The organism is Aquimonas voraii (genome assembly GCF_900101825.1).
GTDB lineage: Bacteria > Pseudomonadota > Gammaproteobacteria > Xanthomonadales > Xanthomonadaceae > Aquimonas > Aquimonas voraii.
The window spans coordinates 92005-116405 of sequence record NZ_FNAG01000006.1; the positions used below are offsets into that span (position 1 = coordinate 92005).

Below are 24401 nucleotides of genomic sequence, written 5' to 3' on the forward strand. Positions count from 1 at the left end.
GGGCTCTGGGCTCAGGCCGCGTTGCGCGCGGGCTGGCCGCTACGCACGTCCTGGTAGAGGTTGACCACCTTCAGCGCGGCCTTTTCCATGTCGTCCTTGATGCTCTCGGCCCAGCCGTTCAACAGGCTGCCGAACAGCAGGGCGGGAATCGCCACGATCAGGCCCTGCATCGTCGTCACCAGCGCGGTGGCGATACCACCCGAGAGCAGCTTGGGATCGGACGTGCCGAATTCGGTGATGACATCGAAGGTCTGGATCATGCCGGTGACGGTGCCGAGCAGGCCCAGCAGCGGCGCGACGGCGGCGATCATCAGGATGTAGGCGCCGAAGCGGTTGAGGTGCGTCGACTCGTGCAGGATCGACTCCGAGACGATGTCCTCGAGGTGCTCGCGCTCGCGATCGAGGTTGCGCAGGGCCGCGGTGACCACGCGCGCAGCCGAGCCCTTGAAGCGCTTGGCAGCGGCGATGGCGTCATCGATCTTGCGCGCACGCACGGCCGGCGCCACGCCGTCCATGATGTTCTGGATGCTGGCGCCGGCGCGCTGCAGGAACAGCGCACGCAGAACGATCAGCAGCGCCGCCGACAGGCCGAGCAGCAGGATGATGTAGCCGATCAGCCCACCCTTTTTCATCTCGGTGACGAAGCTCTTGTCTTCCGGATCGAGCACGGCGGTGTTGGCGTTCTCGAACAGGTAGGCCTTGAGCGTGGCCGGCAGCTGGCCCTGGGCCAGGGTCTGCGCGCTTTCTGCGGCCGGGTCCTTCCACAGGCGGAAGCGACCGCCGCCCGCAGGCACCAGCGCGCCGCTGCCCTGCTCGCTCACCCCGTAGGCGGCGATGTTGCCGAAGCGAACGATCTGGCCCTGCACCTCGGTACCGTCCGCAAGGAAGAACGCGCCGGGCTCGCGGCGGATTTCGCCGAGCACGCGCAGCTGGGCGATGCCCTGCTCGAACATGCCCTGCAGCTTGCCGAGCTCGTCGCGCGCCGCGAAGTCGTCGGCCGACAGGGTTTCGTTGCCGAAGCCGGCCAGCGTGCTGCGCGCCTGCTCCAAGGTCGCGTCGATGAAGCCGGCGTTCTCGGCCAGCGCAAACGCCGCCTGCTCGATGCGGGTGAGTTCCTCGGTGGCGGTCTCGGCCTCGGCGCGCTCGGCAAACACGCGGTTTTCCAGGGCGGCCACCTCCGCTTCGAGCCGCGATTTCTGTGCGGCGGTCTGCTGGCGGATCTCGGCGACGCGCGCGGTGAGCTCGCGCTTCTGGGCTTCCAGCAGCGCGTATTCGCGGCGATAGGCCTGTTCGACGTCCACGGTCGGCGCGGGCGCGGCCGTCGCGGGCGTTGGCGCCGCGGTGGCGGGCTGCGCGGGTGCGCTGTCCTGGGCAAGGGCGGCGAAGGGCATCACGCAGGCAAGGACGAGGGAGACAAGGCGGTTCATCGGGCGGCTCCGGCGGCAGCCAGCGGCAGTTCGAACCAGCCCTGGCGGATCTGCTTGCCCAGCGCATCGAACAGGTTGCGCACCTGCGCCTGCTGGCTGGCATCGGTGAGTTCAACGAAGGCCCAGCCGCTGCCCTGGCGCTGGGCCTGGCCCAGGCGGCCGTCGCGGGTGCGGAAATACAGGGCCATCGAGCCCAGCTTGGCGACGTCGGCGAGCACGCGCTCGTCGCCGAGCTGGATGGTCTGGCTGTGCAGGCTGTTGTCGCGCGAGAGCCGGAACTCGTCCTCGAAGTAGGCCCACAGGCGGTTCACTCCGCGCTGCGCCGGCACGCTGCCGTTTTCCAGCTCACCGCGGAACCGGTCGAGTTCGCCGAGACGCTCTTCGATCTTGAACGGAAGACCGGACTGGATGTGCGCCTTCAGGGCTTCGATCGCAGCGATCAGGGCCGGGCGCAGGTTGTCGCCGCTGGCGCCGGCGGCTTCGATCTCGGCTTGCTTGGCGGCCAGCTTCTCGCGCGCTTCGCGGGCGGACAGGCCCTGGCGCTCGGCGCTGTTGCTCAGCTCGGCCTTCTGCTGGTTCAGGCCCGCCAACATCACTCGCTGCTCCTCCCGCAGCAGTTCCAGCTCGGCGTTCAGCTGCTCGACCTCGCCACGCAGGCGGATCAGGCCCTGGGCCAGTTCATCGGCCGCGTCCTGGGCCGGGGCGGGGGCGACAGCCGAGAAGCACAGGGCCGCGAACACAGCCAGTACTCGCGGTCGAAACGCGTTGGGGCGGGTCATGGAAGCTCCGGACAGCAGAAACGGCGCGGCAGAAGCTGCGCGACAGCCGCATACGCTATGACCGGGCGGTTGCGCTTTTATGACAGGGCGGTCATGCACTTGAAACATCCGCGCGCGCAGCAGCTGCGCGAAGCGACGCGAGCGGAGCTGTGATGACGGGTCCGCCAGAAGCCTGCTGCTCCAGGATCCGCGGCGAGCGCGCGCTCATGGTGGGCCAAGGCCCAGCCCATGGAAGTCGGGGTGAGCGGAAGTCCGACGGGTTGGCCGAAAGCGTCGGCACGCCGCGCAGAGCGTTGCGGCGGCGAGGCCAGCCCCGAAACGACAGTGCAGCCGAGTAAGGCCACTGACCCGACAGACGAGGTTCACGGATCACGCGAAGCCGCATCGCGCCACATTCGAATCCGCAGCCGCCAACCGCTCCACTTCAGTGGCAATTCACCCGCCCATGCCAAGACTCGGCCAGTGATGCGCGCCGCCTGCGAGCATCAGGCTGCTGGACGCCAGCCGGTGCGTCCTGACTCGGGGAGTACGCCATGAATCGCTGGAAGACCGCCCTGCTGCTGCCGCTGTCGCTGCTGCTCGGCGGCTGCGTCACCTACCCCACCTACAGCTACCGCGACGGCACGCCGGTGCGCGACACGCACTACGTCGGCGACGATACCTACTACAGCCCGGCCAACGGCGACTACGGCGACTACTACAGCAGCAGCTACCGCTACGGCTCCGGCGGCTATCGCTACTACGCGCCGGACTACGTCAGCTACTCGGCCTACTACTCGCTGTTCTGGCCGCTGCACCGCTGGTACCACGACCCCTACTGGTACCCGGACTTCCATTACGGCGTGACCTACTTCCCGCGCAACTACTTCAGCGTCAGCTTCCACAGCGGCTGGCGCGGGCACAGCCTGTCGCACTGGGGCTATGGCAGCGGCTACAGCATCGCGCTGGGCTACAGCCACTGGTACTCGCCCTACCGCTACAGCTGGGTCGACAGTTACTACGACTGGGATCGCTATCGCTTCCACTATCGCGAAAACCGCCAGGGCCACGGCAACTACGCGCCAGCCTACAGCCAGCCGCGGTTCGGAAACGCGCGCAACGCCGCCGAGCGCCTCGCCTCGCGGGAGCGCGAACGCTCGGCTCCGCGCGGCGACGGCATCGCGACGGGCCTCGGCGTTCCCGCGGTGCGCGCCTACGACGGCGGCCGCGCGCCCTCGCGAGGCGCGGACTATGGTCGTCGCGGCGACACGCGCCTTGCGCCGGCCTCGGCGCCGATCACCCTGCCCGGCCCGACCATGCCCGCCCGCGAGGTCGGGTCCGGGTCCGGCTTCGATCGCCGCGAGCAGCGCAGCGCGCCCGTGCGCACGATCGAGGGCGGCCGTCGCGGTCTCGGCGATCGCGGCCCCGACAGCCAAGGCCTGGCCCTGCCCGCGACGCCACGCTCCGAGGCCCCCGCCCTGCAAAGCGCGCCGGCGCGGGTGTACGAGGACACGCCGGACGCCCGCGACCGCTACCGCAGCCGCGACTTCAGGCCGGCTGAGGACTACCGGCAGGCGCCGCGCATTTCGATGCCCGCGCGCGAGTATCGCGAGCCGCAGCAGCAGTTCGCACCGGCGCAGCGCTTCGAACCCGCCGCCCCGCGCGGCGAGTTCCGCACGGAGCGCGGCGGGCGCGGCTCGGACTTCGGCGGCCGCAGCGTCGATGTGCCGGCCCCCCGCGTGGAGAGCCCGCGACAGGAGATGTTCCGGAACACCCCCAGCGAGATCCGCAGCGAGCCCGCGCCACGCTTTGACGGGAGCGGGCGCGAGCAGCGCGGAGATCGTGAGTCCTCGCGCGCGCGCGAGGCGCTGCCGTTCGACTGAAGAGGCCGCGGACGAGCGATCCGCGGCGGCTTCGCAGGTTGGCGGTACGGACTGCGCCGATCATGGGAGAAACGCAGCATCGGCCGGGGTGCGGTCGCATCGTGAGGAGCGAGCAGGGAGCCCTTGGCAGCTTGTTGAAAAGCTCCCTTCCGGGGAGTTCTTCAAGTTCCCGGTGCGGCGCAGGTCCGCAGAGCCTCAAGACACATCAATCGCTTAGGCGCTTGCTTCGCCGTCCCGATCCTCCCTGGTCGGGCTGGCAGGCTGTTTTTCAACAGGCTGCCAGGGTGACAGCCAAGTCCAGCGACGGAGCAGCCACGTCGCAGCCAAGCGTGCCGCCCGCGCCGGCTCGGCGCAGGCTGGCTGTTCTGACTTCAGGCGGCGAGTCGCGCCAGGGCGTCGCGGATCATCCGCTGCTGCCGCTGCAGTCGCTCCAGTTCGGATTCGCTGGCGCGCTGGCGGGCCAGTTCCTGAGCCTGCTCAACGCGGTACAGCTCGACCATGAGGTCGTGGCGGTAACGCAGATCTTCGGGCGTGTCGAAGTGCTCGATGGCGTTCATGGCTTCAGTTCCGGATGCGGTGTTTCCGCTCCGCCCCACCGTCTTGGGTGATGGGCTTCACAGAGGTTTGTAAAAAAGCTTGCACAGGCCGACCAGGCGGCGGCAGAATCCATCGCGTTGACGCTTGAGGTCGGGTTCTGACGCACAGCGGTCGCGTCTCCTCCCCCTCCGGCACGCTCATCGGCGCCCGGGCCAACGGTCCCCTGGATTCCCCCTGTTCCTAAGACTGCCGGGCGCCGACTCTCCTCCGATCTGAGCAGCTGGAACGCGGGCGCCATCGCGTTCTTGCCTGATGTCACCTTTGCGTTTCGACACAGCGGTTGCGCACTGTGTCGGCACCCGGCACGCAATCGCCCACAGCCAGACGCTGCACCTTCGCAGGCGCGCTTCCGAAGGCTGGGGTGTGTGCCTCGCGCTTGGATGACGCTGGCGCTGCGGCCGCGTCATTCCGACCGCGGCCGCGCGCCGTGCTACCCCGCCGCGCGCATGGCCGGTCCCTGTTCCAAACCCGGCCACCTTGCGGTCAGCCGCCGCGGGTGCAGGGCGGCGGATGCACTTTGCGTGCCAAGAGGGCCAGCGTTCACGTTTCGGCGCGACAGATCCGGGGGCACAGCCTCAGAATCCGCTCCCTGCCCTCGCCTCTCGCTGGATCACCCGGACCGCAGCCATGGACCATTTCGATGTCATCGTCGTCGGCGGCGGCCACGCCGGCACCGAAGCCGCGCTGGCGGCCGCCCGCTCGGGCGCGCGCACCCTGCTGCTCAGCCACAGCATCGAAACCATCGGCGCGATGAGCTGCAACCCGGCGATCGGCGGCATCGGCAAGGGTCATCTGGTGCGCGAGGTCGATGCGCTGGGCGGCGTCATGGCCTGGGCCGCCGACCGCGCCGGCATCCAGTGGCGCACGCTGAACGCCTCCAAGGGCCCGGCGGTGCGCGCCACGCGCTGCCAGGCCGACCGCATGCTCTACCGCGCGGCGATCCGCGAGGCGGTGGAGAACGCACCCAACCTGCGCCTGTTCCAGCAGGCCGTCGACGACCTGCTGATCGAAGGCACTCGCGTGGTCGGCGTGCGCACGCAGATGGGCCTCGACTTCTTCGCGGCGGCCGTGGTGCTGACCGCCGGCACCTTCCTGGCGGGCCGCATCCATATCGGCCCCGCCCAGTACAGCGGTGGTCGCGCCGGTGATCCGCCCGCGGTGGCCCTGGCCGAGAAGCTGCGCGAACTCGATCTCGGCGTGGGGCGACTGAAAACCGGCACACCGCCGCGCATCGACGGCCGCACGCTCGACTACTCGGCGATGGAGATCCAGCCCGGTGACGACCCGGCGCCAGTGTTCTCCTTCATGGGGACGCGCGACGCGCATCCGCGGCAGGTGCCGTGCTGGATCACCCACACCACCCCCCGGACCCACGACACCATCCGCGGCGCGCTGGATCGTTCACCGCTGTACTCGGGCCAGATCGAAGGCACCGGCCCGCGCTACTGCCCCTCGATCGAGGACAAGGTGGTGCGCTTCGCCGAGCGCGACTCGCACCAGATCTTCGTCGAGCCCGAGGGGCTGAACACCCACGAGATCTATCCCAACGGCATCTCGACCTCGCTGCCTTTCGACGTGCAGGTGGAGCTGGTGCGCTCCATCCGCGGCTTCGAGAAGGCACAGATCACCCGCCCCGGCTATGCCATCGAATACGACTTCTTCGACCCGCGCGGGCTGAAAGCCTCGCTGGAGACCAAGGCCATTGAAGGCCTGTTCTTCGCCGGCCAGATCAATGGCACCACCGGCTACGAAGAGGCGGCCGCCCAGGGCCTGATCGCCGGCCTGAACGCGTCCCGCCATGCGCGCGGCGAGGCGCCGTGGACACCGCGCCGCGACGAGGCCTATATCGGCGTGCTGATCGACGACCTGATCACCATGGGCGCGCCCGAGCCCTACCGCATGTTCACCTCGCGCGCCGAGTACCGCCTGCAGCTGCGCGAGGACAATGCCGACCTGCGGCTCACGGCGATCGGGCGCGAACTCAAGTTGGTCGACGACGCGCGCTGGGCGCGGGTGAGCGCAAAGCGCGAGGCGATCGAGCGGGAGACCGCGCGCCTCGCGGCCCTGTGGGCGGCCCCGAACAATGCGCTGGGCGCAGCGATCGCCGCGCAGCTTGAAGTGCCGATCAGCCGCGAGACTCCGGTGCTGGATCTGCTGAAGCGCCCGGAAATCGACTACGCGAAGCTGATGCAAGTCGAGGCGCTGCAGCCCGGCATCGACGACGCCGAGGCCATCGAGCAGATCGAAGTGCAGACCCGCTACAGCGGCTACCTGGATCGCCAGCGCGAAGAGATCGAGCGCGCACGCCGCAGCGAAGGCACGCCGATACCCGCCGACTTCGACTACACCTGCGTCACCGGCCTGTCGGCGGAGGTGCTGCAGAAGCTGCGCGCGACGCGGCCCGAAACCGTGGGCCAGGCCAGCCGCATCCCCGGCATGACGCCCGCGGCGATCTCGCTGCTGCTGGTGTTCTTGAAGCGGGGATTGGGGATTCGGGATTCGGGATTGGGCGAGCGCGGCGCGGCAAGCTCGGGCGCAGCGCGATAGCTCCGCCGCAGGGCATGAGAACGCTGCTGAGCCCCTCTCCCCGTGGAGCGGTTCGGGGACGCTGATCGGCTGCCGATGGCAGCCGATGGCCCCGAGAGCCCGAGCGAAGCGAGGTGGGGTTGGGGTGAGGGTTCGGGCGGAGCGCGGATGCGAATCTCGCACGAGCGTGCCGAAGTCTCATTGCCGCGACATCCTCGCGCTTCGAACGGCCCCTCATCGGGGGCTGCGCGCCACCTTCTCACTTGGGGAGAAGGGCAAAGCGCGGATCCTCGTCGCCCCCAATCCCCAATCCCCGCTCCCAGGCCTCCAACCAAAGCCACAGGCCGCTCACACCCTGCGGGCGCACACTCCGGGCCCTGCCCATCCGCCGGAGCCCGCCATGCGTCTCTTGCTCGCCCCGCTCGCCCTGTCCCTCAGCCTGCTGCTGCAGGCCTCGCCCGCCAGCGCCGCCGATCGCATCACCGGCCAGCCCTTCACCACGCGCTCCGAGGTCATCGCACCGTCCGCGATGGCGGCAACCTCGCATCCGCTGGCCACGCAGATCGCGCTCGACGTGATGAAGGCCGGCGGCACTGCGGTGGATGCGGCGATCGCGGCGAATGCCGCCCTCGGCCTGATGGAGCCCACCGGCAACGGCATCGGCGGCGACCTGTTCGCCATCGTCTGGGACCCGAAGACGCAGAAGCTGCACGGCTACAACGGCCACGGTCGTTCACCCGCAAACCTTTCCCTGCAGTGGTTCATCGACAAGGGCTATCAGGACATCCCGCCGCGCGGCCCGCTGCCGGTCAGCGTGCCCGGTGCGGTCGCCGGCTGGTTCGACCTGCATGAGCGCTTCGGCAAGCTCTCCATGCGCCAGGTGCTGCAGCCGACCATCGACTACGCGCGCCGCGGCCACCCGGTCCACGAGACCATCGCCTACTACTGGGAGCGCAGCGTGCCCGCGCTTTCGCAGTACCCGGGCTTCGTCGAGCAGTTCACCCTCGACGGCCGCGCGCCGCGCAAGGGTGAGATGTGGAAGAACCCATTCCTTGCGAACACGCTGGAGACCATCGCCCACCGCGGCCGCGATGGCTTCTACAAGGGCGAGGTGGCGAAGACCATCGCCGACTACGTGCAGGCCCAGGGCGGCTTCCTCAGCGTCGAGGACCTTGCCGAACACCGCGGTGAATGGGTCGAGCCGGTCTCAACCAACTACCGCGGTTACGACGTGTGGGAATTGCCGCCCAGCGGACAGGGCATCGCTGCCCTGCAGATCCTGAACATTCTGGAAGGCTACGATCTGAAGTCCTACGGCTTCGGCAGCTTCGAGCATGTGCACCTGTTCACCGAGGCCAAGAAGCTGGCCTTCGAGGACCGCGCGCGCTGGTACGCCGACCCCGAGTTCGCGCCGGCACCCGTGGCCGAGCTCATCAGCAAGGACTACGCCGCCGAGCGCCGCGCGCTGATCAATCCGCAGCGCGCCGCGCGCACCGTCGAGGCCGGCAATCCGCGGCTCAACGAGGGCGACACCATCTATCTCACCACCGCCGATGCGAGCGGCATGATGGTCTCCTTGATCCAGTCGAACTACCGCGGCATGGGCTCGGGCATGACCCCGCCGGGGCTCGGCTTCATCCTGCAGAACCGCGGCGAGATGTTCGTGCTGAAGGAAGGCCATGCCAACAGCTTCGCCCCGCGCAAGCGTCCCTTCCACACCATCATCCCCGCCTTCATCACGCGCGACGGCAAGCCCTGGATGAGCTTTGGCCTGATGGGCGGCGCCATGCAGCCGCAGGGCCATGCGCAGATCGTCATGAACATGGTCGACTTCGGCATGAACCTGCAGGAGGCCGGCGACGCCCCGCGCATCCACCACGACGGCAGCACCGAGCCGACCGGCCAGGCCCTGCAGATGACCGACGGCGGCGTGATCGAACTGGAGACGGGCTATCCCTACGAGACCGTGCGCGCACTGATGAATGCCGGCCACAGCGTCAAGTTCGCCAACGGCCCCTTCGGCGGCTACCAGGCGATCGCCCGCGACCACGAACAGGGCGTCTACATCGGGGCCTCGGAAAGCCGCAAGGACGGGCAGGCGGCGGGCTACTGATCGGGGTGCGGCTGCACCCACTCGAGCCGGGCCCTGCCGGCGGCGCGCTCGAACCAGACGAAGGCGTTCTGCTGGAAGCGGCGCATCAGGGCATGCGCCGCCTCCAGCGCAAGACCCGGCACCAGCAGGCTGGGTTCGTGGTGGTCGCCGACCTGGGCGCGACCCAGGCCACGCAGCGCCGGCAGACCGAGCGCCTCGACGGCAGATCGCAAGCGCGCCATCGCTTCACGGTTCTCGGCGTCGGTTCGGATCTCGCTGCGCGGGTTGCAGGCGGTGATGAAGGCCGCGGCCGCGTAGCCCTGCAAACGCAGCCAGTGGCTCAGCCTTTCGCAGGGCTCATCGATGCGCAGCCTGCACTGCAGCCGCGGATCCTCCACGACGTAGTCGGTGGCGCGGTAGAGCGGCTCGAAGCGTTTGCGCAGGTCGTCGTCCATGCTTCGCAGGCTTGCAGGCGGCGATGTCCGAGGCAAGCCGCCACACGCGATCGCAGGCTCGATTTCAGGCCGCGACGCGCGTTTGCGGCTCCACGGCCAGGGCTGCGGCCTGCAGCCCGCGCTGCAGATCGGCCCAAAGATCCTCGACATCCTCAAGGCCTACGGACAACCGCAGCGTGCCGGGGCCGATGCCGTGCGCCGCCAGCACCTCGGGGGCGACCACGCGATGGGTCAGCCCGGCCGGATGCTGGATCAGGCTGTCGACCGAGCCCAGGCTGACCGCGACCGTGTGCAGCTCCAGGGCCTGCAGGCAGGCGCTGGCAGCGGCGTGGCCGCCGCGCAGCTCGAAGCTCATCAGGCTGCCGGGACCACGCAGCTGGCCGCCCAGAAGATGGGCGTTGTTCACCGTGCCGAGGCCCGGGTAGTTCACCCGCAGCACCTGCGCATGCGCAGCCAGACGCTCCGCCAGCACGCGCGCACTGGCCTGTGCCGCTTCGACGCGCAGCTTGAGCGTGGGCAGGCCGCGATGCAGCAGGTAGGCCGCCAGCGGGTGCAGCAGCGCCCCCGTGGCCGCACGCACCTGGCGCAGCTTCTGCGCATGCGCCTCGCTGCAGGCGACCACGCCGGCGATCACATCGCCGTGCCCGCCGAGGAACTTGGTCGCGCTGTGGAGCACGAGCGCGGCGCCGAAATCGGCCGGGTTCTGCAGCACCGGCGTGGCGAAGGTCGAATCCACCAGCACCGGCACGTCGCCGGCCGCCTGCACGACTTGAGCGATATCGACCAGATCCAGATTCGGGTTGGCCGGCGTCTCGATGAAGACCAGGCCGGTGTCGGCGTTGATGGCGCCTGCGATGTCTTCGGCCTCGAGGAAACGCACCCGCGCGCCAAGCAGGCCCGAGCTCAGCAGGTGATCGCTGGTGCCGTAGATCGGTCGCACCGCCAGCACTTCGCGGCCCTGCGCAAAGGCCAGCAGGCAGGCGCTGACAGCGGCCATGCCCGAGGCGAAACCGACGGCCGCCTCGGTGTGCTCGAGCTTCGCCATCGCCTGCTCGAAGCGCGCCACGGTCGGGTTGAACAGGCGCGCATAGATCGGGTTCGCCGCGCTGGCCGCACCGCCGACCAGAGCATCGAAGCTGGCCGTGCCGGTGGTCAGATCGGTGACCGGGTAGGTGGTCGAGAGATCGATCGGCAGGGCATGCACCCCCAGCGCGCCGAGGTCATCGCGGCCGGCGTGGACGAGGTCGGTGGCTAGCTTCATGGCGGCAACTCGATTCGGGCGTGAGGCATGAACTCTGGCGTATCGGCCGCGGTTCGGCGCATCATCCGAACAGAATTTCGCGAGATCGCCCTGACCCGCCCCATGGACCGAATCGACGTCGAGCTTTTGCGCCTCTTGCGCAACAACGCGCGACTGCCCAACAAGACCCTCGCCGAGAAAGTCGGCGTGGCGCCTTCGACCGCGCTGGAACGCATCCGGAGGTTGCGGGAGTCGGGCGTGATCGAGGGTTACCACGCCGAGTTCGAGCCGCGCGCCGTCGGCATCGGCCTGCAGGCGATGGTGGCGGTGCGCATGGCGCGGCATTCCCGCGAGCTGCTGGATGGCTTCCGCCAGCACCTGCTGCAACTGCCCGAGGTGCTGGCCTTCTATCACGTGGCCGGCGCCAACGATTTCCAGGTGCATGTGGCGGTGCGCGACTCCGACCACCTGCGCGACTTCGCGCTCGATGCCTTCACCCGCCGGCCCGAGGTCGCCCACATCGAGACCTCGCTGATCTTCGAATTCCGCCGCAGCCCGGAGATGCCGATCTATGTCGAACAGGACAAGGATTGAGCCGGCGGCGCGATGGCCAGAACCTTGGGTGATGCACACGCTGTGATTCCCCTGCTGCTCACGGGGCCACGCCGGACACTCTGGTCCAGTGCTCTGTCCGCTCGTCCCCTCGCCCGGGGAACTTCCTTCTGGGACGTTCTTCGAGGCGATGGTCCCGTGCAAGTCCGTATCGCCTCCGACACATCGATCGCATTCGCGCTCGCTTCGTCGATCCCCCGATCCCCGGCCGGGCTGACAGGCCGCATCTTCAACAGCCTGCTTCAGCCAGGGCCTCCACGACTCGACGGCCGCCCGGGCAGTACAGCAGCGCCCACCGTCCAGCGCCGCTGGCGCATTCAGCCCATCGGGCAGCCCAAGTCGACGATGGCGCAGCTGCCGCCGCTTTACGCTGTTCCGCTGGGTTGAGCCGTCGATACGCCCTGCTAGCATTCGCATGAGCCTTCCACCGCTGCGCAGGCCTCTTTCAGGCCACGCAGCCCTCCTGCTTACCCACCTACCTGAAGAATTCAATGTTCCTCACGTCAGTCGATCGCAGTGAAACTCGGCGAAGCCGCCCTCATCTCCCCCATCGACGCGCCCAGATTTCCCGTCACTGGGCGGGGCTGCTCATCCTCTGGCTGTGGCTGCTCGGTACAGCAGCGCCCGCGCTCGCGCAAACGCCATTCTGGGTTGGCTTCCAGGTTGAGGGTGAAGTTGCCTACATCCTGCGCAAGTCGCCTTCCGAGATCCTGCGCTACGACCTCGCGACGGAGCAGTGGCTGCCCGCACTGCCGCTGCAGGACGAACCTTCTGCGTTTGTCGTGGGGACGAGCCATATCTTCATCGCATCCGATCGCAAGATTGAGCGCGTGAGCCTGGAGGGCACGGGCAAGACCCATGTCGCCAACACACCGGACTCCATCCATGGCCTGTTCATCAACGGCGACATCCTGATCGCCAACCGTAGCCGCGGGTCGTACACCCGGTTCTCCAGCTTCAACACCGACAGCAATGCCCTGATCGACACGTACGAGAACTATCCGCGCTCGATGGTGGGCGCCTCGCATTCACCTTCGACCAGGCGAATTTTTGGCCGCACCGAGAGCAGCAGCCCAGGAAGTCTCATGGGCCTCACCTACGACAGCTCGGGCCACTTCCTGGACCAGGATGAAATTGGCCACTACGGCGCCTATGGATCAGCCAACCGCACCTGGGCATGGCCGGATGGTCGCAAGCTCGTGGACAACAGTGGCAACGTCCATCTGGGCCTTGACCTCAGCTTTGCGGGAAGGCTCACGAACAACATCAGCGACGTCGCCTTTCATGGGCTCGACGTTCCCATCGTTCTGAGCAACACCCAGCTCATCGCATTCAACCAGGCCTTGATCGAAACCGGTCGCGTCGCCCTCGCGCTACCCGGCAGGGGCCTCGCGGTTCGGGCCGGCACGGTCTTCGTTTTCAACGAAGACAGCGCATCACCCCAGCGCATTGGCGTGGAAAAAGTGCCGCTCAGCGCCCTGTCGCCCGCGCAGCCGGGAGCCCCCGTCTCGCCCATCGGGCTCGACTACACCGTGACGTCTTCGGCGGTGGATGACGACGGCATCGTCTATCTCTTGAGCAAGGCGCACAGCAGCATTTTCCGCTGGGACATCAGCAGCCAGGCGTATCTTTCCACGATCTCCCTGCCGGTGACCGGCGATCTGATGGTCTTCAGCACGGCCCTCAACGCCCTGTTCCTGCGGGGGCTCGATCGGACCGTGTACCGGATCAACCTTGCACCCGCGGTGGCAAGCGTCGAGCCCTTCGCCACGCCGCCCGACCTGTACTCGCGCATGATTCCGATGGGGTCGGATCTTCTCGTGGCTGCCAGCGGCAGCTCGACCCAACAGTGGGTGTATTCCTCCACTGGCGCTCTACTGAGCAGTTCGAGCCACTGCTGCCACACATTCCACTTCTTTGACGCCCCCCGGAATCGCCTGTTTGTCAACGCAGCGCACCTGACCTACCTCGGCAATGGTCAGTTCTCGGGCTCGGCAGACTTCTACGCCCCCGGAAGCTACAGTCCACTCGGGATCTCGCCCGATGGGCAGCAGATTCTCGCGGGCCAAGGCGTGCTGTATCAGGCAAGTCCATTGCAGGCCATCGGCTACCTGTCGAACAATGTTTCGTCGGTTGCGTGGATCGGCGCCGACCGCATGCTCACCGTGCTCAACCCCGGCCCCGGCGGCAGCACAAGTACGACAGTGCAGCGCTGGTCGCCCGGCTTGGCGATCGAGGCCGAAGTGTTGCTCCCGGGCTCACACGTCGCATTCCATGCCTCGGGGAACCGGGTGGTGCAGATCACGAACGAGTCCGGGCGGCCACGCCTTTATGTGCTCGACGACGCACTCGGCGTGTTGCCGCCCGCGACGCTGGACGCTCCCTTGCTTGAACTGGCAAGCGCGAGCGCCTTCGGCATCGCACTGCAGTGGAGTGACGTGCAGGGTGAGCGCGCCTACGACATCGAGCGACGGCAGGTGGGAGGCGCGGACTGGCTGCGCGTGGGAGTGGTCGACCGCGACACGACCCGTTTCACCGACGTCGATCGGCACAGCGGACGGCAGCTTGAGTACCGCGTGCGATCGCGCAACGGCAGCCTGGTTTCAGCGTGGTCGAACCCGGTCGGCGTCGATCTCAGTACCGGAAGCACGGGGACGCCTGTGGACCCCAACGCAGTCGCTTTCACCGTCGACAAGGCAGCGATGGGCCGCGACGGCCGCATCTACATCCTCTCCACGGCACACCGCAGCGTCTTCGTGTGGAACCCCCACGGGCAGCGCTTTGAGCGGACGATCGCCCTGCGCAGCCAGCCCGAGCACCTCGCCTACTCCAGCACCCGAGACGCGCTCTTTATCGGCTACGCCGACAACTCGCTCTACGCCATCGACCCGAAAGCAGAGATACCGGTCGAGCACCGCCTCGCAGACACAGAGTCCCGCCCGATTGGGCTGTTGGCAGCGGATGATGTGGTGGTTGCAAGCACCGAAGCGGGATGGTCACACAGCTTCAGTCTGGCCGGCCAGCGGGTTGGGAGCAGGAACTGGGGGAGATGGATCGCCGAAGGGGTGTGGAGCTCTGCACGGCAGCGGATCTACCACTTTGGTGGCTTCGCTCTCGCATACACGCCTGTCGAGCGAGATGGGACGCTCGGTTTCGTGGTGGAGAACGGTAACGTCAAGCCGCTGCAACTTTGGCATCCGATCCGCGTCAGCCCGGATGGAAACCGCGCGGTCACCGGCTCGGGCCACGTCTTCGATGCCAATAGCCTGGAGCACCTGGGCACTCTGTCCCGCGAGATGATAGACGCCGCATGGCTCGGCGGAGAGCTGCTCACGCTGCGCCGCGATGGACTTTACTGGCAGCCCTCGGAGCTTTCGGCCGCTGAGCGGGTGGCCGACATCAGTGGCCTGGGCAGAGGCGTGTTCACCACACCTTCGGGCAGGATCGTGACGGTGGTCCAGCAGGGCGTTTCAACCGTTCTCACCGTTTACAACAGGTCCTTCCAGGTGATCACGCCGCCCTTGTTCGCCGATGGCTTTGACTGACGTGTCGCACGACTTGCGGGTGTGCAGCGGACCGGCTGGACGCATGCGAGGTTCCCATGCGTCCAGGCGAAGCCATGCAGCGCCCCGGCCTGCAACACCAGCGTCCTGATCGTGGTCTGTTCGCTCGCGAGGCGCGGCAAAGGGGCGGCTCTGCGACCCGAGGTCGCCCATATCGAGACATCGCTGATCTTCGAATTCCGCCGCGGCCCGGAGATGCCGATCCATGTCGAACAGCGCGAGCACTGAGCCGTTGGCACCCTTGCGCAAGCCCGCGCTGCTGCGCGCGCTGGCGGCCCTGCCCGATGCCATCACCGCCGGCGTGTTCCTGGTGCTGTGGGTGGCGCCCTTTGCCTTCGGTGAGTCCGGCGTGCGCAACGGCATGCTGCTGATGCTGGTCGAGTTCGTGCTAATCCACGCCACTGCGATGATGGGCGCGACGGTCGAGGCGCGCTCGGGGCGAGTGGCCAAGGTCCGCGTGCTGCTGGGCTTCGGCCTGCTCTACGCGCTGTTCATCGGTGCCTTCGCCTTCGCCTTCCGCGAGTGGTGGCCGGTGTACGCCTTCGGCTGGCTGCTGCTGGCCAAGCTGATGCGCCTGTTCGGCAGCGCCGACAGCGACGAGGCCCGCTGGCAGCGCCACTCCGACTGGGCCCTGACCTGCATGCTCTACCTGGGCGGCGTCTTCGCCACCCTGTTCCTGCCGCTGCCGCGGCTTGGCATCACCCGCGAGATCCAGCCGCAGCTCGGCATCGAAGGCAGCGGCGAATGGGTCAGCAACCCGCACATCGTGATCGCCTTCGGCGCCCTGTACTTCGGCGCACTGGCCTGGGCGCGCTGGCGCGATTTCCGCTTTCCGCGCGCGCATCTGCCGAACCTGAAGAAGCCGCCGAGCACCTAGGTGCTGCGGGATCCGAAGTGCGGATATCCGATTCGAGTTCACGGCACGGGCCAGCCGCCGGCTGAGGGCCTCATCGAACCCGGGGCTGGAGTCCTTGCACCGCGAGTCGGCCCTGGGGCACGGAGCTCAGCAACCGCGGACCGGCTCTGCCGCGCGGGCGGAAGGTGAGCTGCCGCATCCGCGCAGCCGGGGGCGCGACTCAGGCGGCGCGAGAGGCCTCACGCTGGGCGAAGAGATTCCCGCAGCGACGCCGCGAGGCCTTCGCGGGGTCTCACGTCCACGTATTCACGTCCCCCTTGGCTTCGCCCGATGCGTGGCCTGTGCGGTCCAGGGGTCGTCGGGCCAGGGGTGCTTGGGATAGCGGCCCTTCAGCTCTTTCTTGACCTCGGCATAGGTGCGCTCCCAGAAGCCGCGCAGGTCCTGGGTCACCTGGATGGGGCGGCCGCCGGGGCTGAGCAGGTGCAGGGTCAGGCGCACGCGGCCCTCGGCAATCGCAGGCGTGTCGGCGAGGCCGAACAGTTCCTGCAGCTTCACCGCCAGCACCGGAGGCTGTTCCGGCACGTACTCGATGGCGCGCTCCATGCCCGAGGGCACCGTGATGCGCGTGGGTGCGAGACGGTCGATGGCCTGGCGCTGGCTGTGGTCGAGGCGCGAGCGCAGGGCTTCGCCGAGCAGGGCGGCGTCGATCTGCGACAGCCGCGTCTTGCCGCCGAGATAGGGGCCGAGCCAGGTGTCGAGTGAAGCCAGCAAGGCTTCATCGCTGACGTCGGGCAGGCCCAGCTCGGGGCAATGCGCGCGCAGCAGGGCGACGCGCTGCTGCCACTGCCGCTGCGCCTCGCTGAAGTCCAGCACCTGCAGGCCGAGACGGCGGATGCCGCTGATCAGGCCCTGCACGCAGAGTTCGGCGTCGGGTTTGCCGATCGGCTTGCGGCTCAGCACGATCTGCTCATAGCGGCGCACGCGCGAGGCGGTGACCGCGCGCGCGGCTTCGTCCCAGCCGGCCTCGTCGCGCTCGATGAAGCGCTCGGGGAATTCCCGTTCAAGCGCCTCTTCGTCGAAGCCGGTGGCGCGCAGGATCAGGCCGTCGCCGCTGTCGGCGCGCAGCTCGCTGATCACCAGCCAGGGCTCGCCGACCAGGGGCGAGTCCGGCATCAGCTTGGCCATGCGGCCATTGGCCAAGGCGTAACGCAGGCGGTCGTTGGGCAGCACGTGCGCGATGCGATCCGGAAAGGCGTGCAGCAGCAACTCGCCCAGGCGGTGCGGCGAGGCGCTGGCCACTTCGGCATTCGTGTCCAGGCGCCGACGCCAACTGCGCGCGGCCTGCTCCACGGCCATGAGCGCGCTGCGATCGGTGTCGTGGCCGCCGCGGCGGGCGCGGAAATCCTGCAGGGCCTGCCAGCGGCTGGCCCAGTCCTCGCGACGGCGCGACTCGCCGCGCAGGACGTCGCGGCCCTCGATCAAGGCGACCAGGTCACAGGCCAGCGCGCGCGCCTGCGCATCGGGTGCCGCGCACAGCATCGCGGCAAGACGCGGATGGGTGCCGAGCTTGAGCATGCGCCGGCCCAAGGGCGTCAGCGCGCCCGAGGCATCGAGTGCGCCCAGCGCGCGCAGCAGGTCTTCGGCTTGAGCGAGCGCGCCCGGCGGCGGTGCGTCAACGAAGGGCAGGGCATCGCTGCCCCAGGCGCGCAGCTCCAGCAGCAGGCCGGAGAGCTCGACCTGCATCAGCTCGGGCCGGCGCGCAGGCTCCAAGCGCTGGCTCTCCGGCCACAGGCGATAGCAGACGCCAGGCGCCACGCGGCCGGCGCGACCGGCGCGCTGGTCGGCCGAGGCCTGCGAGATGTTCACCGTCATCAGCTTCGAGAAGCCGGAGTTCGGATCGAAGCGCGGCTCGCGCGCCAAACCCGAATCGATCACCGCCTTCACTCCGGGCAGGGTGACGCTGCTCTCGGCGACATTGGTGGCCAGCACGATGCGGCGGCGGCCGTCGCTGGAGGGCTTCAGCACCGCGGCCTGCTGCTCCACCGGCAGCTCGCCGTACAGCGGCAGCACCTCTGCGTCCGCCGCCTGCGCCGACTCGAGCAGCAGGCGCTCGCCGCGCTGGATCTCGCGCAGGCCGGGCAGGAAGACCAGCAGGTCGCCGTCGGTTTCGCGCAGGGCGAGTTCGACCGCGCGCTTCAACTGCGCGTCCTCCGGCTCGTTGCCCTGCCGCGGCGGGTAGGCGATGCGCACGGGATGACTGCGGCCGGCGCTGGTCAGGCGCGGGGCGTCGAGCGTCTTGGCCAGACGTTCGCCGTCGAGCGTGGCCGACATCACCACGAGGCGCAGGTCGGGGCGCAGCTGGGACTGCACTTCGAGCGCAAGGGCCAGCCCCAGGTCGGCGCTGAGATGACGCTCGTGGAACTCGTCGAAGATCAGCGCGCCGATGCCGTCGAGCAGCGGATCGTCCTGGATCAGGCGGGTGAGGATGCCTTCGGTGACGACCTCAATGCGCGTGCGCGGGCCGACCTTGGATTCGAAGCGGATGCGATAGCCGACGGTGTCGCCGGGCGGCTCGCCGCGTGCGCTGGCCATGAAGTTCGCGGCGGCGCGCGCGGCGATGCGGCGCGGCTCCAGCATCAGCACCTTGCGGCCTTCGAGCCATGAGGCATCGAGCAAGGCCGGGGGCACGCGCGTGGTCTTGCCGGCGCCGGGCGGGGCCTCCAGCACCAGCCGCGGATGTCGCTCAAGGCTGGCCAGGATCTCGGGCAGCAGGGGATCGATGGGAAACGCGTCGGACACGGGCAGCACAACCGGCAGGAAAGAAAACGCCGCCGCGGGCGGGCCGCGGCGGCGTAGTGTCCACGATTTGGCAGCTGCGCTTCAGCGCTTGCCGTTGACCCGCTGCACCAGGGCCTGCACTTCGCTCTCGAAGGCGATGTAGCCGGCCTCGGCCTGCTCGCGCTTGCGCTGGGCGACGGACTTCAGCGGTGCGGCTTCACGCAGTGCCGGCGTGTCGTCGACGTTCGCCGCCTCGACGCGCTTGCTCGGCCCGCGACCGGTCTCGACAAAGGTGCGGCTGGCCGAGCGGAATCCACGCAGCGGATACAGCACGTAGTTCAGCGGATTGGCACTGCAGGGGAAGATGGTGAATCCGCCGTCGTTGTTGCCGGTGGCGCCTGCACTGAAGTACTCGGACTGCACCGGCGCTTCGTAGTACATGCACAGGCGCTGGCCGCTGCTGTTGACGCTGTTGTCATCGACCACGATCGATTGCCGACGGCGGTCGCGGCTGTAGAAGCCCGAGGCGCCATTGAAGCGCAGCGCATTGGCGCTGCACTCGGCGTCCAGCGATGTCTCACTGCGGCAGCCATCGAAGTACCAGGTGCCATCGCTGAGATTGGCCTCATCGAACACCAGCACATCACCACTGAAGCGGAAGGCACCGTAATTGGGGTAGTCGCTGAAATCGAGGTTCAGGCTCCACTCGCCCAGCATCTTGGTGACCTGGATCGGCGCAGAGCCGTCACCGCCGCGCTTGTAGTAGTAGTAGTAGCGCTCGATCGGCATGCTGCGGGTCGGCTGCGGCGGCACGTTCCAGGTCAGGGTACCGCGGGTCGGGTCATTGGCATCGAAGGCCAGACGCAGGCTGCCCACGCGCTGGCCCTGCGGCGGACCGCTGTAGCTGCAGCCGGCGCACTGCGAACCTGTGAAGCGCAGCAGGTCGCCTTCGTAGAGGGCGTTGCCGTTCATGAAGCCCGCCGAGGTGTACCAGACCGGCTGGCCGTTGGTCTCGCCCAGGTAGCCGGTGAAGGCCAACACATTGTCCTGCAGCTCGATGGTGAACCCGGAGCCGCTCTCGTTCGGGTTCCACCACAGTCCAGCCTCGGGCTGGTAGGCCTGGGCGCTGCCAGCAGACACGGCAAGCAGGAGGGCGAGGGTCTTGCGCATGGGAGGCTCCGGTGACGCTGTGGGCGCGCGGACTGCGCGGTGAACGGACCCTAGGCCCGAAGGGCTTAATCGCGACTTAGCGGAACTGTCGGCGCTGCCGTCGCATGCATGGATCAGCTGCGCGCGCGACGAGCGGCTCGCGCCAACCAGCGCAGCATGGGTTGCCACGGCTCCGCCTGGATTCGCACGGCCTCATTGTCGTAATCGAACAGGCTTTTGCCCAGCGCCGCCAGCAACACGTAGCTCTGGGAATCGCGCAGCTCGGCGCGCAGGGGCCAGGGCCATTCGGCGAGCTGGGCCAGTGCGCGCTGGCTGGCCTGGGTGGTGAGGCGCAGTCGGTTGGCCACCAGCCCCACCTGCAGGCTGCCCTCGGCCATGCGCCGATGGCTGGACAGCGCATCGAGAAAGCCCGCCGTGGCTTCGAGGTCGAAGGCCGAGGGCAGCACCGGCACCAGCAGGGCATCGACGCGTTCGATCACCGCCTTGAGCGTCGACGGCTGCGAGCCCGCCGGCGCATCGAACACCAGCCACTCGGTATCCGCCGGAACGCGCTTCTGCCAGCGGCCGTCCTCGCCGTGCAGGCCCAGCACGGCAGGCGCTTCGGCCTGGGCGCGCCGCTCGCACCAGTGCAGGGACGAACCCTGCGGGTCCAAGTCCACCAGGGCCGCGCGCCGGCCCTGCACCGCGGCCCATGCCGCGAGCTGGGTCGCGATCGTCGACTTGCCGCAGCCGCCTTTGCTGCTCGCCACCAGAACCGAGTGCATGCGCCACCTCGCCTGCCGTCGTGACTGTCGCGGACTGTAGCAGCGTGGTTCTGGCGCGCGCTCGCGGCCACAACGAAACGGGGCCCCGCAGGGCCCCGTTTGCGATCACGCACAGCGCCGATCAGGCCGCCTGCGAGGCCTGCTCCACCGGCTGCTGCCAGCGCGCCAGCAGCGTCTCGCGCAGCTGCTTGGCCTGCGCCATGTGCGCTTCCTTGACGTGGCCGAAGCCGCGGATGCGCTCGGGCACGCGGGCGATCTCGACCGCCAGCTCAAGCTTGTCGGCGCTCAGCTCACCCAGCAGGCGCTCGATCGTGCTGCGGTATTCCTCGATCAGGGCGCGCTCGGTGCGACGCTCTTCGGTGTAGCCGAAGATATCGAGCTTGCTGCCGCGCAGGCCCTTGAAGTGCTTGAGCAAGCCGAAGGCCTTGAGCATCCAGGGGCCATACTCGGCCTTCATCAGCTTGCCGTTCTCGTCGCGCTTGGCGAACAGCGGCGGCGCCAGGTTGAAGTGCAGCTTGTAGTCGCCCTCGAACTGGCTGGCCACGCGCTTCAGGAAGTCGCCCGAGGTGTAGAGGCGCGCCACTTCGTACTCGTCCTTGTAGGCCATGAGCTTGAAGTAGTAGCGGGCCACAGCCTCGGTGAGCTTGGTCGAGCCGGGCGCGCGCTTCGCCTCTTCCGCACGCACCGTGTCGACCAGGGCGCGGTACTTCGCGGCGTAGGCGGCGTCCTGGTAGTCGGTGAGGAAGGCCACGCGGCGCTCGATCATCTGGTCGAGGTTGGCCGACAGACGCAGGTCGTCCAGCGGCGCCGGGGTGATCGCAGTTACTTCGGCCGTCGGCTTGGACAGTCCCGCGGCCTCGGTGACCGCCTGCAGGTCCACCGCGGCGAGACGACCCCAGTTGAAGGCCTGGGTATTCATCTCGACGGCGGCGCCATTGAGCTGCACGGCGCGCAGGATCGAGTCCAGCGACAGCGGCACCAGGCCCTGCTGCCAGGCGTAGCCGAGCATGAACAGGTTGGTGGCGATGGCATCACCCAGCAGGGCCGTCGCCAGCTGGGTGGCGTCGACCAGCATCGGCTCGCGGCCGCCCAGCGCCACGCGCACGGCCTCGATGATGTCCTTGGCCGGGAACTGCATGTCGGGCTTCATGGTGAAGGGGCCCGGCATGGCCTCGTAGGTGTTCAGCACCACCGCACTGCGGTCGGCGCGCACCTTCGACAGCGCCCAGTAGTCGTTCACCACGACCATGTCGCAGCCGAGCACCAGGTCCGCCTCGCCCGCAGCGATGCGCACGGCATGGATGTCGGTCGGGCTCTTGGCGATGCGGATATGGGTCGTGACCGCGCCGCCCTTCTGCGCCAGGCCGGTCTGGTCGAGCACGCTGGCACCCTTGTTCTCCAGATGGCCGGCCATGCCCAGCAGGGCGCCGATGGTGACCACGCCGGTGCCACCGACGCCGGTGATCAGGATGTTCCAAGGCTGCTCCAGAGTGGACTTGAACTGCGGCATCGGCAGGCTGGAGAGGCGCTCTTCGACGCTGACCCGCTTGCTCTTCTTGAGCTGGCCGCCCTTGACGGTGACGAAGCTCGGGCAGAAGCCCTTCACGCAGCTGAAATCCTTGTTGCAGTTCGACTGGTCGATGTCGCGCTTGCGGCCGTACTCGGTTTCCTTCGGCAGCACGGAGACGCAGAAGCTCTGCACGCCGCAGTCGCCACAGCCTTCGCAGACCAGGCTGTTGATGACCGTGCGCTGCTGCGGGTCGACCATCTTGCCGCGCTTGCGGCGGCGGCGCTTCTCGGTGGCGCAGGTCTGGTCGTAGATCAGCACGCTGGTGCCCTTGACCTCGCGCAGGCGCTTCTGCACGGCGTCCAGATGGTCGCGGTGTTCGAACTCGACGCCGGCCGGGAAGATCTCGGGCTTCGACCACTTCTCGATATCGTCCGAGACCACAACAATCGTCTGCACGCCTTCCGAGCGCATCTGGTGGGCGATGTCGGGCACGGTCAGGGTGCCGTCGACCGGCTGGCCACCGGTCATGGCGACGGCGTCGTTGTAGAGGATCTTGTAGGTGATGTTCACCTTGGCCGCGATCGCCTGACGGATGGCGAGGCTGCCCGAGTGGAAGTAGGTGCCGTCGCCGAGGTTCTGGAACACGTGCGGCGTGTCGGTGAACGGCGCCTGCCCGCACCAGGTCGCACCCTCGCCGCCCATCTGGGTGAAGGTGTCGGTGCGGCGGTCCATCCAGGTGACCATGTAGTGGCAACCGATGCCGCCGAGCGCGCGCGAACCCTCCGGGACCTTGGTCGAGGTGTTGTGCGGGCAGCCCGAGCAGTAGTGCGGCACGCGCGGGAAGTTGGCGCGCGGCGCGGCCAGCTCGGCCTCCTTGGATTCCATCCAGCGCAGGCGCTGCTCCATCGCCTCGGAGCTGAAGAAGCGCTTCAGACGCTTGCCGATCACCTGGGCGATGGTGGCAGGCGTGAGTTCGCCGGTGCTGGGCAGACACCACTGGCCCTGTTCGTCGTACTTGCCGACCACGCTGGGGCGGTGCTGCCAGTTGAACATGTACTCCTTCATCTGCGACTCGACGAAGGCGCGCTTCTCTTCGACCACCAGCACGTCCTCAAGGCCCTCGCAGAAGCTGCGGATGCCTTCGGGTTCCAGCGGCCAGGTCATGCCGACCTTGTAGACGCGGATGCCGATGTCCTCGCAGGTGCGGCGGTCGAGGCCCAGGTATTCCAGCGCCTGCAGCACGTCGAGGTAGCTCTTGCCGGTGGTGACGATGCCCAGACGTGCCTTGGGCGAATCGATGACGACCTTGTCGATGTGGTTGGCGCGGGCGAAGGCCTGCGCCGCGGCCACCGCGTAGCGGTGCAGGCGCATTTCCTGGTCGAGCGGTGGATCCGGCCAGCGGATGTTGAGTCCACCGGCGGGCAGCTCGAAATCGCTCGGAATCACGATGTCGAGCTGGTGCGGGTTGACGTTGACCGAGGCCGAGCTTTCGACCGTTTCGGCAATCGTCTTGAAGCCCACCCAGCGGCCGGTGAAGCGCGACATCGCCCAGCCGAGCAGGCCCATGTCGAGGATGTCCTGCACGCCGGCCGGGTTCAGCACCGGCATCATCGCCGACACAAATTCCAGCTCTGAACCATGCGGCAGGGTCGAGCTGCGGCAGGCATGGTCATCGGCGGCCAGCGCCAGCACGCCGCCGAACTTCGAGGTGCCGGCCGCATTGCCGTGCTTGAACACATCGCCGCAGCGGTCCACGCCCGGGCCCTTGCCGTACCACATCGAGAACACGCCGTCGTACTTCGCGCCCTCGAACAGGTTGGTCTGCTGGCTGCCCCAGACCATGGTCGCACCGAGGTCTTCGTTCAAGCCCGGGGTGAAGTGGATGGCCGAGGCGGCAAGGTGCTTCTTGGCCTTCCACAGTTCGAGGTCGAAGCCGCCCAGCGGGCTGCCACGGTAGCCCGAAATGAAGCCGGCGGTATGCAGGTTCTGCGCACGATCGCGCATCTGCTGCATCAGCGGCAGGCGCACCAGGGCCTGCACGCCGGAGAGGTAGATGCGCCCCGATTCGCGGGTGTACTTGTGCTCGAGGCTGTAGTCGAGGTCGATCCGCGGCGCGTCGAGCAAGACGGCCGGAATGGCGTTGGCAGTGGCGGACATCGGCTGTGACCGG

Annotated in this window: 15 protein-coding genes; 6 read left to right on the forward strand and 9 right to left on the reverse strand. The window is 68.3% G+C overall.

Annotated features, from left to right (window positions below):
- Window positions 1–11: 11 nt before the first annotated feature.
- Both BLP83_RS11260 and BLP83_RS11265 read right to left on the reverse strand, forming a co-directional pair.
- Window positions 12–1427, reverse strand: a complete 1416-nt coding sequence (locus tag BLP83_RS11260) for a MotA/TolQ/ExbB proton channel family protein (RefSeq protein ID WP_091242689.1) — start codon at window positions 1425–1427, stop codon at window positions 12–14.
- Window positions 1424–2206, reverse strand: a complete 783-nt coding sequence (locus BLP83_RS11265) for a DUF3450 family protein (RefSeq protein WP_176764153.1) — start codon at window positions 2204–2206, stop codon at window positions 1424–1426. Before BLP83_RS11265 ends, BLP83_RS11260 begins: the two co-directional genes overlap by 4 nt.
- A 533-nt stretch (window positions 2207–2739) precedes the next feature.
- On the opposite strand from BLP83_RS11265, the gene BLP83_RS11270 reads away from it, so the two are divergent.
- Entirely contained in the window at window positions 2740–4068 is a 1329-nt protein-coding gene (locus BLP83_RS11270; protein ID WP_091242695.1) for a serine/threonine-protein kinase, read from the forward strand.
- A gap of 371 nt (window positions 4069–4439) precedes the next feature.
- Here the strand turns inward: BLP83_RS11270 and BLP83_RS11275 are convergent, their stop codons facing one another.
- Window positions 4440–4625 (reverse strand): hypothetical protein, encoded by a 186-nt coding sequence (locus tag BLP83_RS11275; RefSeq protein WP_091242698.1) that lies wholly within the window; start codon window positions 4623–4625, stop codon window positions 4440–4442.
- 667 nt (window positions 4626–5292) lie between these two features.
- Between BLP83_RS11275 and mnmG the strand changes: the two genes are divergently transcribed.
- Both mnmG and ggt read left to right on the forward strand, forming a co-directional pair.
- Window positions 5293–7212, forward strand: a complete 1920-nt coding sequence (gene mnmG, locus BLP83_RS11280) for a tRNA uridine-5-carboxymethylaminomethyl(34) synthesis enzyme MnmG (RefSeq protein ID WP_091242701.1) — start codon at window positions 5293–5295, stop codon at window positions 7210–7212.
- 379 nt (window positions 7213–7591) lie between these two features.
- On the forward strand, window positions 7592–9304 hold the full coding sequence (gene ggt, locus BLP83_RS11285; protein ID WP_091242703.1) for a gamma-glutamyltransferase: 1713 nt from the start codon (window positions 7592–7594) through the stop codon (window positions 9302–9304).
- On the opposite strand, the gene BLP83_RS11290 is transcribed toward ggt, so the two are convergent.
- On the reverse strand, window positions 9298–9738 hold the full coding sequence (locus BLP83_RS11290; protein ID WP_091242706.1) for a DUF3293 domain-containing protein: 441 nt from the start codon (window positions 9736–9738) through the stop codon (window positions 9298–9300). The two genes, ggt and BLP83_RS11290, sit on opposite strands and share 7 nt — an antisense overlap.
- Window positions 9739–9802: 64 nt before the next feature.
- Window positions 9803–10999 (reverse strand): trans-sulfuration enzyme family protein, encoded by a 1197-nt coding sequence (locus tag BLP83_RS11295; RefSeq protein ID WP_091242710.1) that lies wholly within the window; start codon window positions 10997–10999, stop codon window positions 9803–9805.
- Between the two features lie 102 nt (window positions 11000–11101).
- Between BLP83_RS11295 and BLP83_RS11300 the strand changes: the two genes are divergently transcribed.
- The 3 genes from BLP83_RS11300 (at window position 11102) to BLP83_RS11315 (ending at window position 16030) form a co-directional block, all read left to right on the forward strand.
- A complete protein-coding gene (locus tag BLP83_RS11300; protein WP_091242969.1) occupies window positions 11102–11572 on the forward strand; it encodes an Lrp/AsnC family transcriptional regulator in 471 nt (156 codons plus the stop codon).
- A gap of 509 nt (window positions 11573–12081) precedes the next feature.
- Entirely contained in the window at window positions 12082–15135 is a 3054-nt protein-coding gene (locus BLP83_RS11305; protein ID WP_091242714.1) for a YncE family protein, read from the forward strand.
- 223 nt (window positions 15136–15358) lie between these two features.
- Window positions 15359–16030, forward strand: coding sequence for a hypothetical protein (locus tag BLP83_RS11315; protein WP_091242720.1), 672 nt, complete (start codon window positions 15359–15361; stop codon window positions 16028–16030).
- A 285-nt stretch (window positions 16031–16315) separates the two neighbouring features.
- Here the strand turns inward: BLP83_RS11315 and hrpB are convergent, their stop codons facing one another.
- The 4 genes from hrpB to BLP83_RS11335 all read right to left on the reverse strand — a co-directional run bounded on the left by hrpB (window position 16316) and on the right by BLP83_RS11335 (window position 24388).
- Window positions 16316–18808: an ATP-dependent helicase HrpB gene (gene hrpB, locus BLP83_RS11320; RefSeq protein WP_176764154.1), complete on the reverse strand. Its 2493-nt coding sequence runs from the start codon at window positions 18806–18808 to the stop codon at window positions 16316–16318.
- Between the two features lie 81 nt (window positions 18809–18889).
- Window positions 18890–19957 carry a hypothetical protein gene (locus BLP83_RS11325; protein WP_091242723.1) on the reverse strand — a complete coding sequence of 356 codons (1068 nt, stop codon included), beginning with the start codon at window positions 19955–19957 and terminating at the stop codon, window positions 18890–18892.
- Between the two features lie 113 nt (window positions 19958–20070).
- The gene (locus BLP83_RS11330) at window positions 20071–20721 is read right to left on the reverse strand and encodes a ParA family protein (RefSeq protein WP_091242725.1); all 651 of its coding nucleotides are present in this window, start codon (window positions 20719–20721) and stop codon (window positions 20071–20073) included.
- A 121-nt stretch (window positions 20722–20842) separates the two neighbouring features.
- Window positions 20843–24388, reverse strand: a complete 3546-nt coding sequence (locus BLP83_RS11335; protein WP_091242728.1) for an indolepyruvate ferredoxin oxidoreductase family protein — start codon at window positions 24386–24388, stop codon at window positions 20843–20845.
- Between the last annotated feature and the right edge of the window lie 13 nt (window positions 24389–24401).

Excerpts from the sequence above, each read along its gene's own strand:
- BLP83_RS11260 (WP_091242689.1), bottom strand. The coding sequence starts at position 1,427 with ATGAACCGCCTTGTCTCCCTCGTCCTTGCCTGCGTGATGCCCTTCGCC.
- BLP83_RS11265 (WP_176764153.1), bottom strand. The coding sequence starts at position 2,206 with ATGACCCGCCCCAACGCGTTTCGACCGCGAGTACTGGCTGTGTTCGCG.
- BLP83_RS11270 (WP_091242695.1), top strand. The coding sequence starts at position 2,740 with ATGAATCGCTGGAAGACCGCCCTGCTGCTGCCGCTGTCGCTGCTGCTC.
- BLP83_RS11275 (WP_091242698.1), bottom strand. The coding sequence starts at position 4,625 with ATGAACGCCATCGAGCACTTCGACACGCCCGAAGATCTGCGTTACCGC.
- mnmG (WP_091242701.1), top strand. The coding sequence starts at position 5,293 with ATGGACCATTTCGATGTCATCGTCGTCGGCGGCGGCCACGCCGGCACC.
- ggt (WP_091242703.1), top strand. The coding sequence starts at position 7,592 with ATGCGTCTCTTGCTCGCCCCGCTCGCCCTGTCCCTCAGCCTGCTGCTG.
- BLP83_RS11290 (WP_091242706.1), bottom strand. The coding sequence starts at position 9,738 with ATGGACGACGACCTGCGCAAACGCTTCGAGCCGCTCTACCGCGCCACC.
- BLP83_RS11295 (WP_091242710.1), bottom strand. The coding sequence starts at position 10,999 with ATGAAGCTAGCCACCGACCTCGTCCACGCCGGCCGCGATGACCTCGGC.
- BLP83_RS11300 (WP_091242969.1), top strand. The coding sequence starts at position 11,102 with ATGGACCGAATCGACGTCGAGCTTTTGCGCCTCTTGCGCAACAACGCG.
- BLP83_RS11305 (WP_091242714.1), top strand. The coding sequence starts at position 12,082 with ATGTTCCTCACGTCAGTCGATCGCAGTGAAACTCGGCGAAGCCGCCCT.
- BLP83_RS11315 (WP_091242720.1), top strand. The coding sequence starts at position 15,359 with ATGTCGAACAGCGCGAGCACTGAGCCGTTGGCACCCTTGCGCAAGCCC.
- BLP83_RS11325 (WP_091242723.1), bottom strand. The coding sequence starts at position 19,957 with ATGCGCAAGACCCTCGCCCTCCTGCTTGCCGTGTCTGCTGGCAGCGCC.
- BLP83_RS11330 (WP_091242725.1), bottom strand. The coding sequence starts at position 20,721 with ATGCACTCGGTTCTGGTGGCGAGCAGCAAAGGCGGCTGCGGCAAGTCG.
- BLP83_RS11335 (WP_091242728.1), bottom strand. The coding sequence starts at position 24,388 with ATGTCCGCCACTGCCAACGCCATTCCGGCCGTCTTGCTCGACGCGCCG.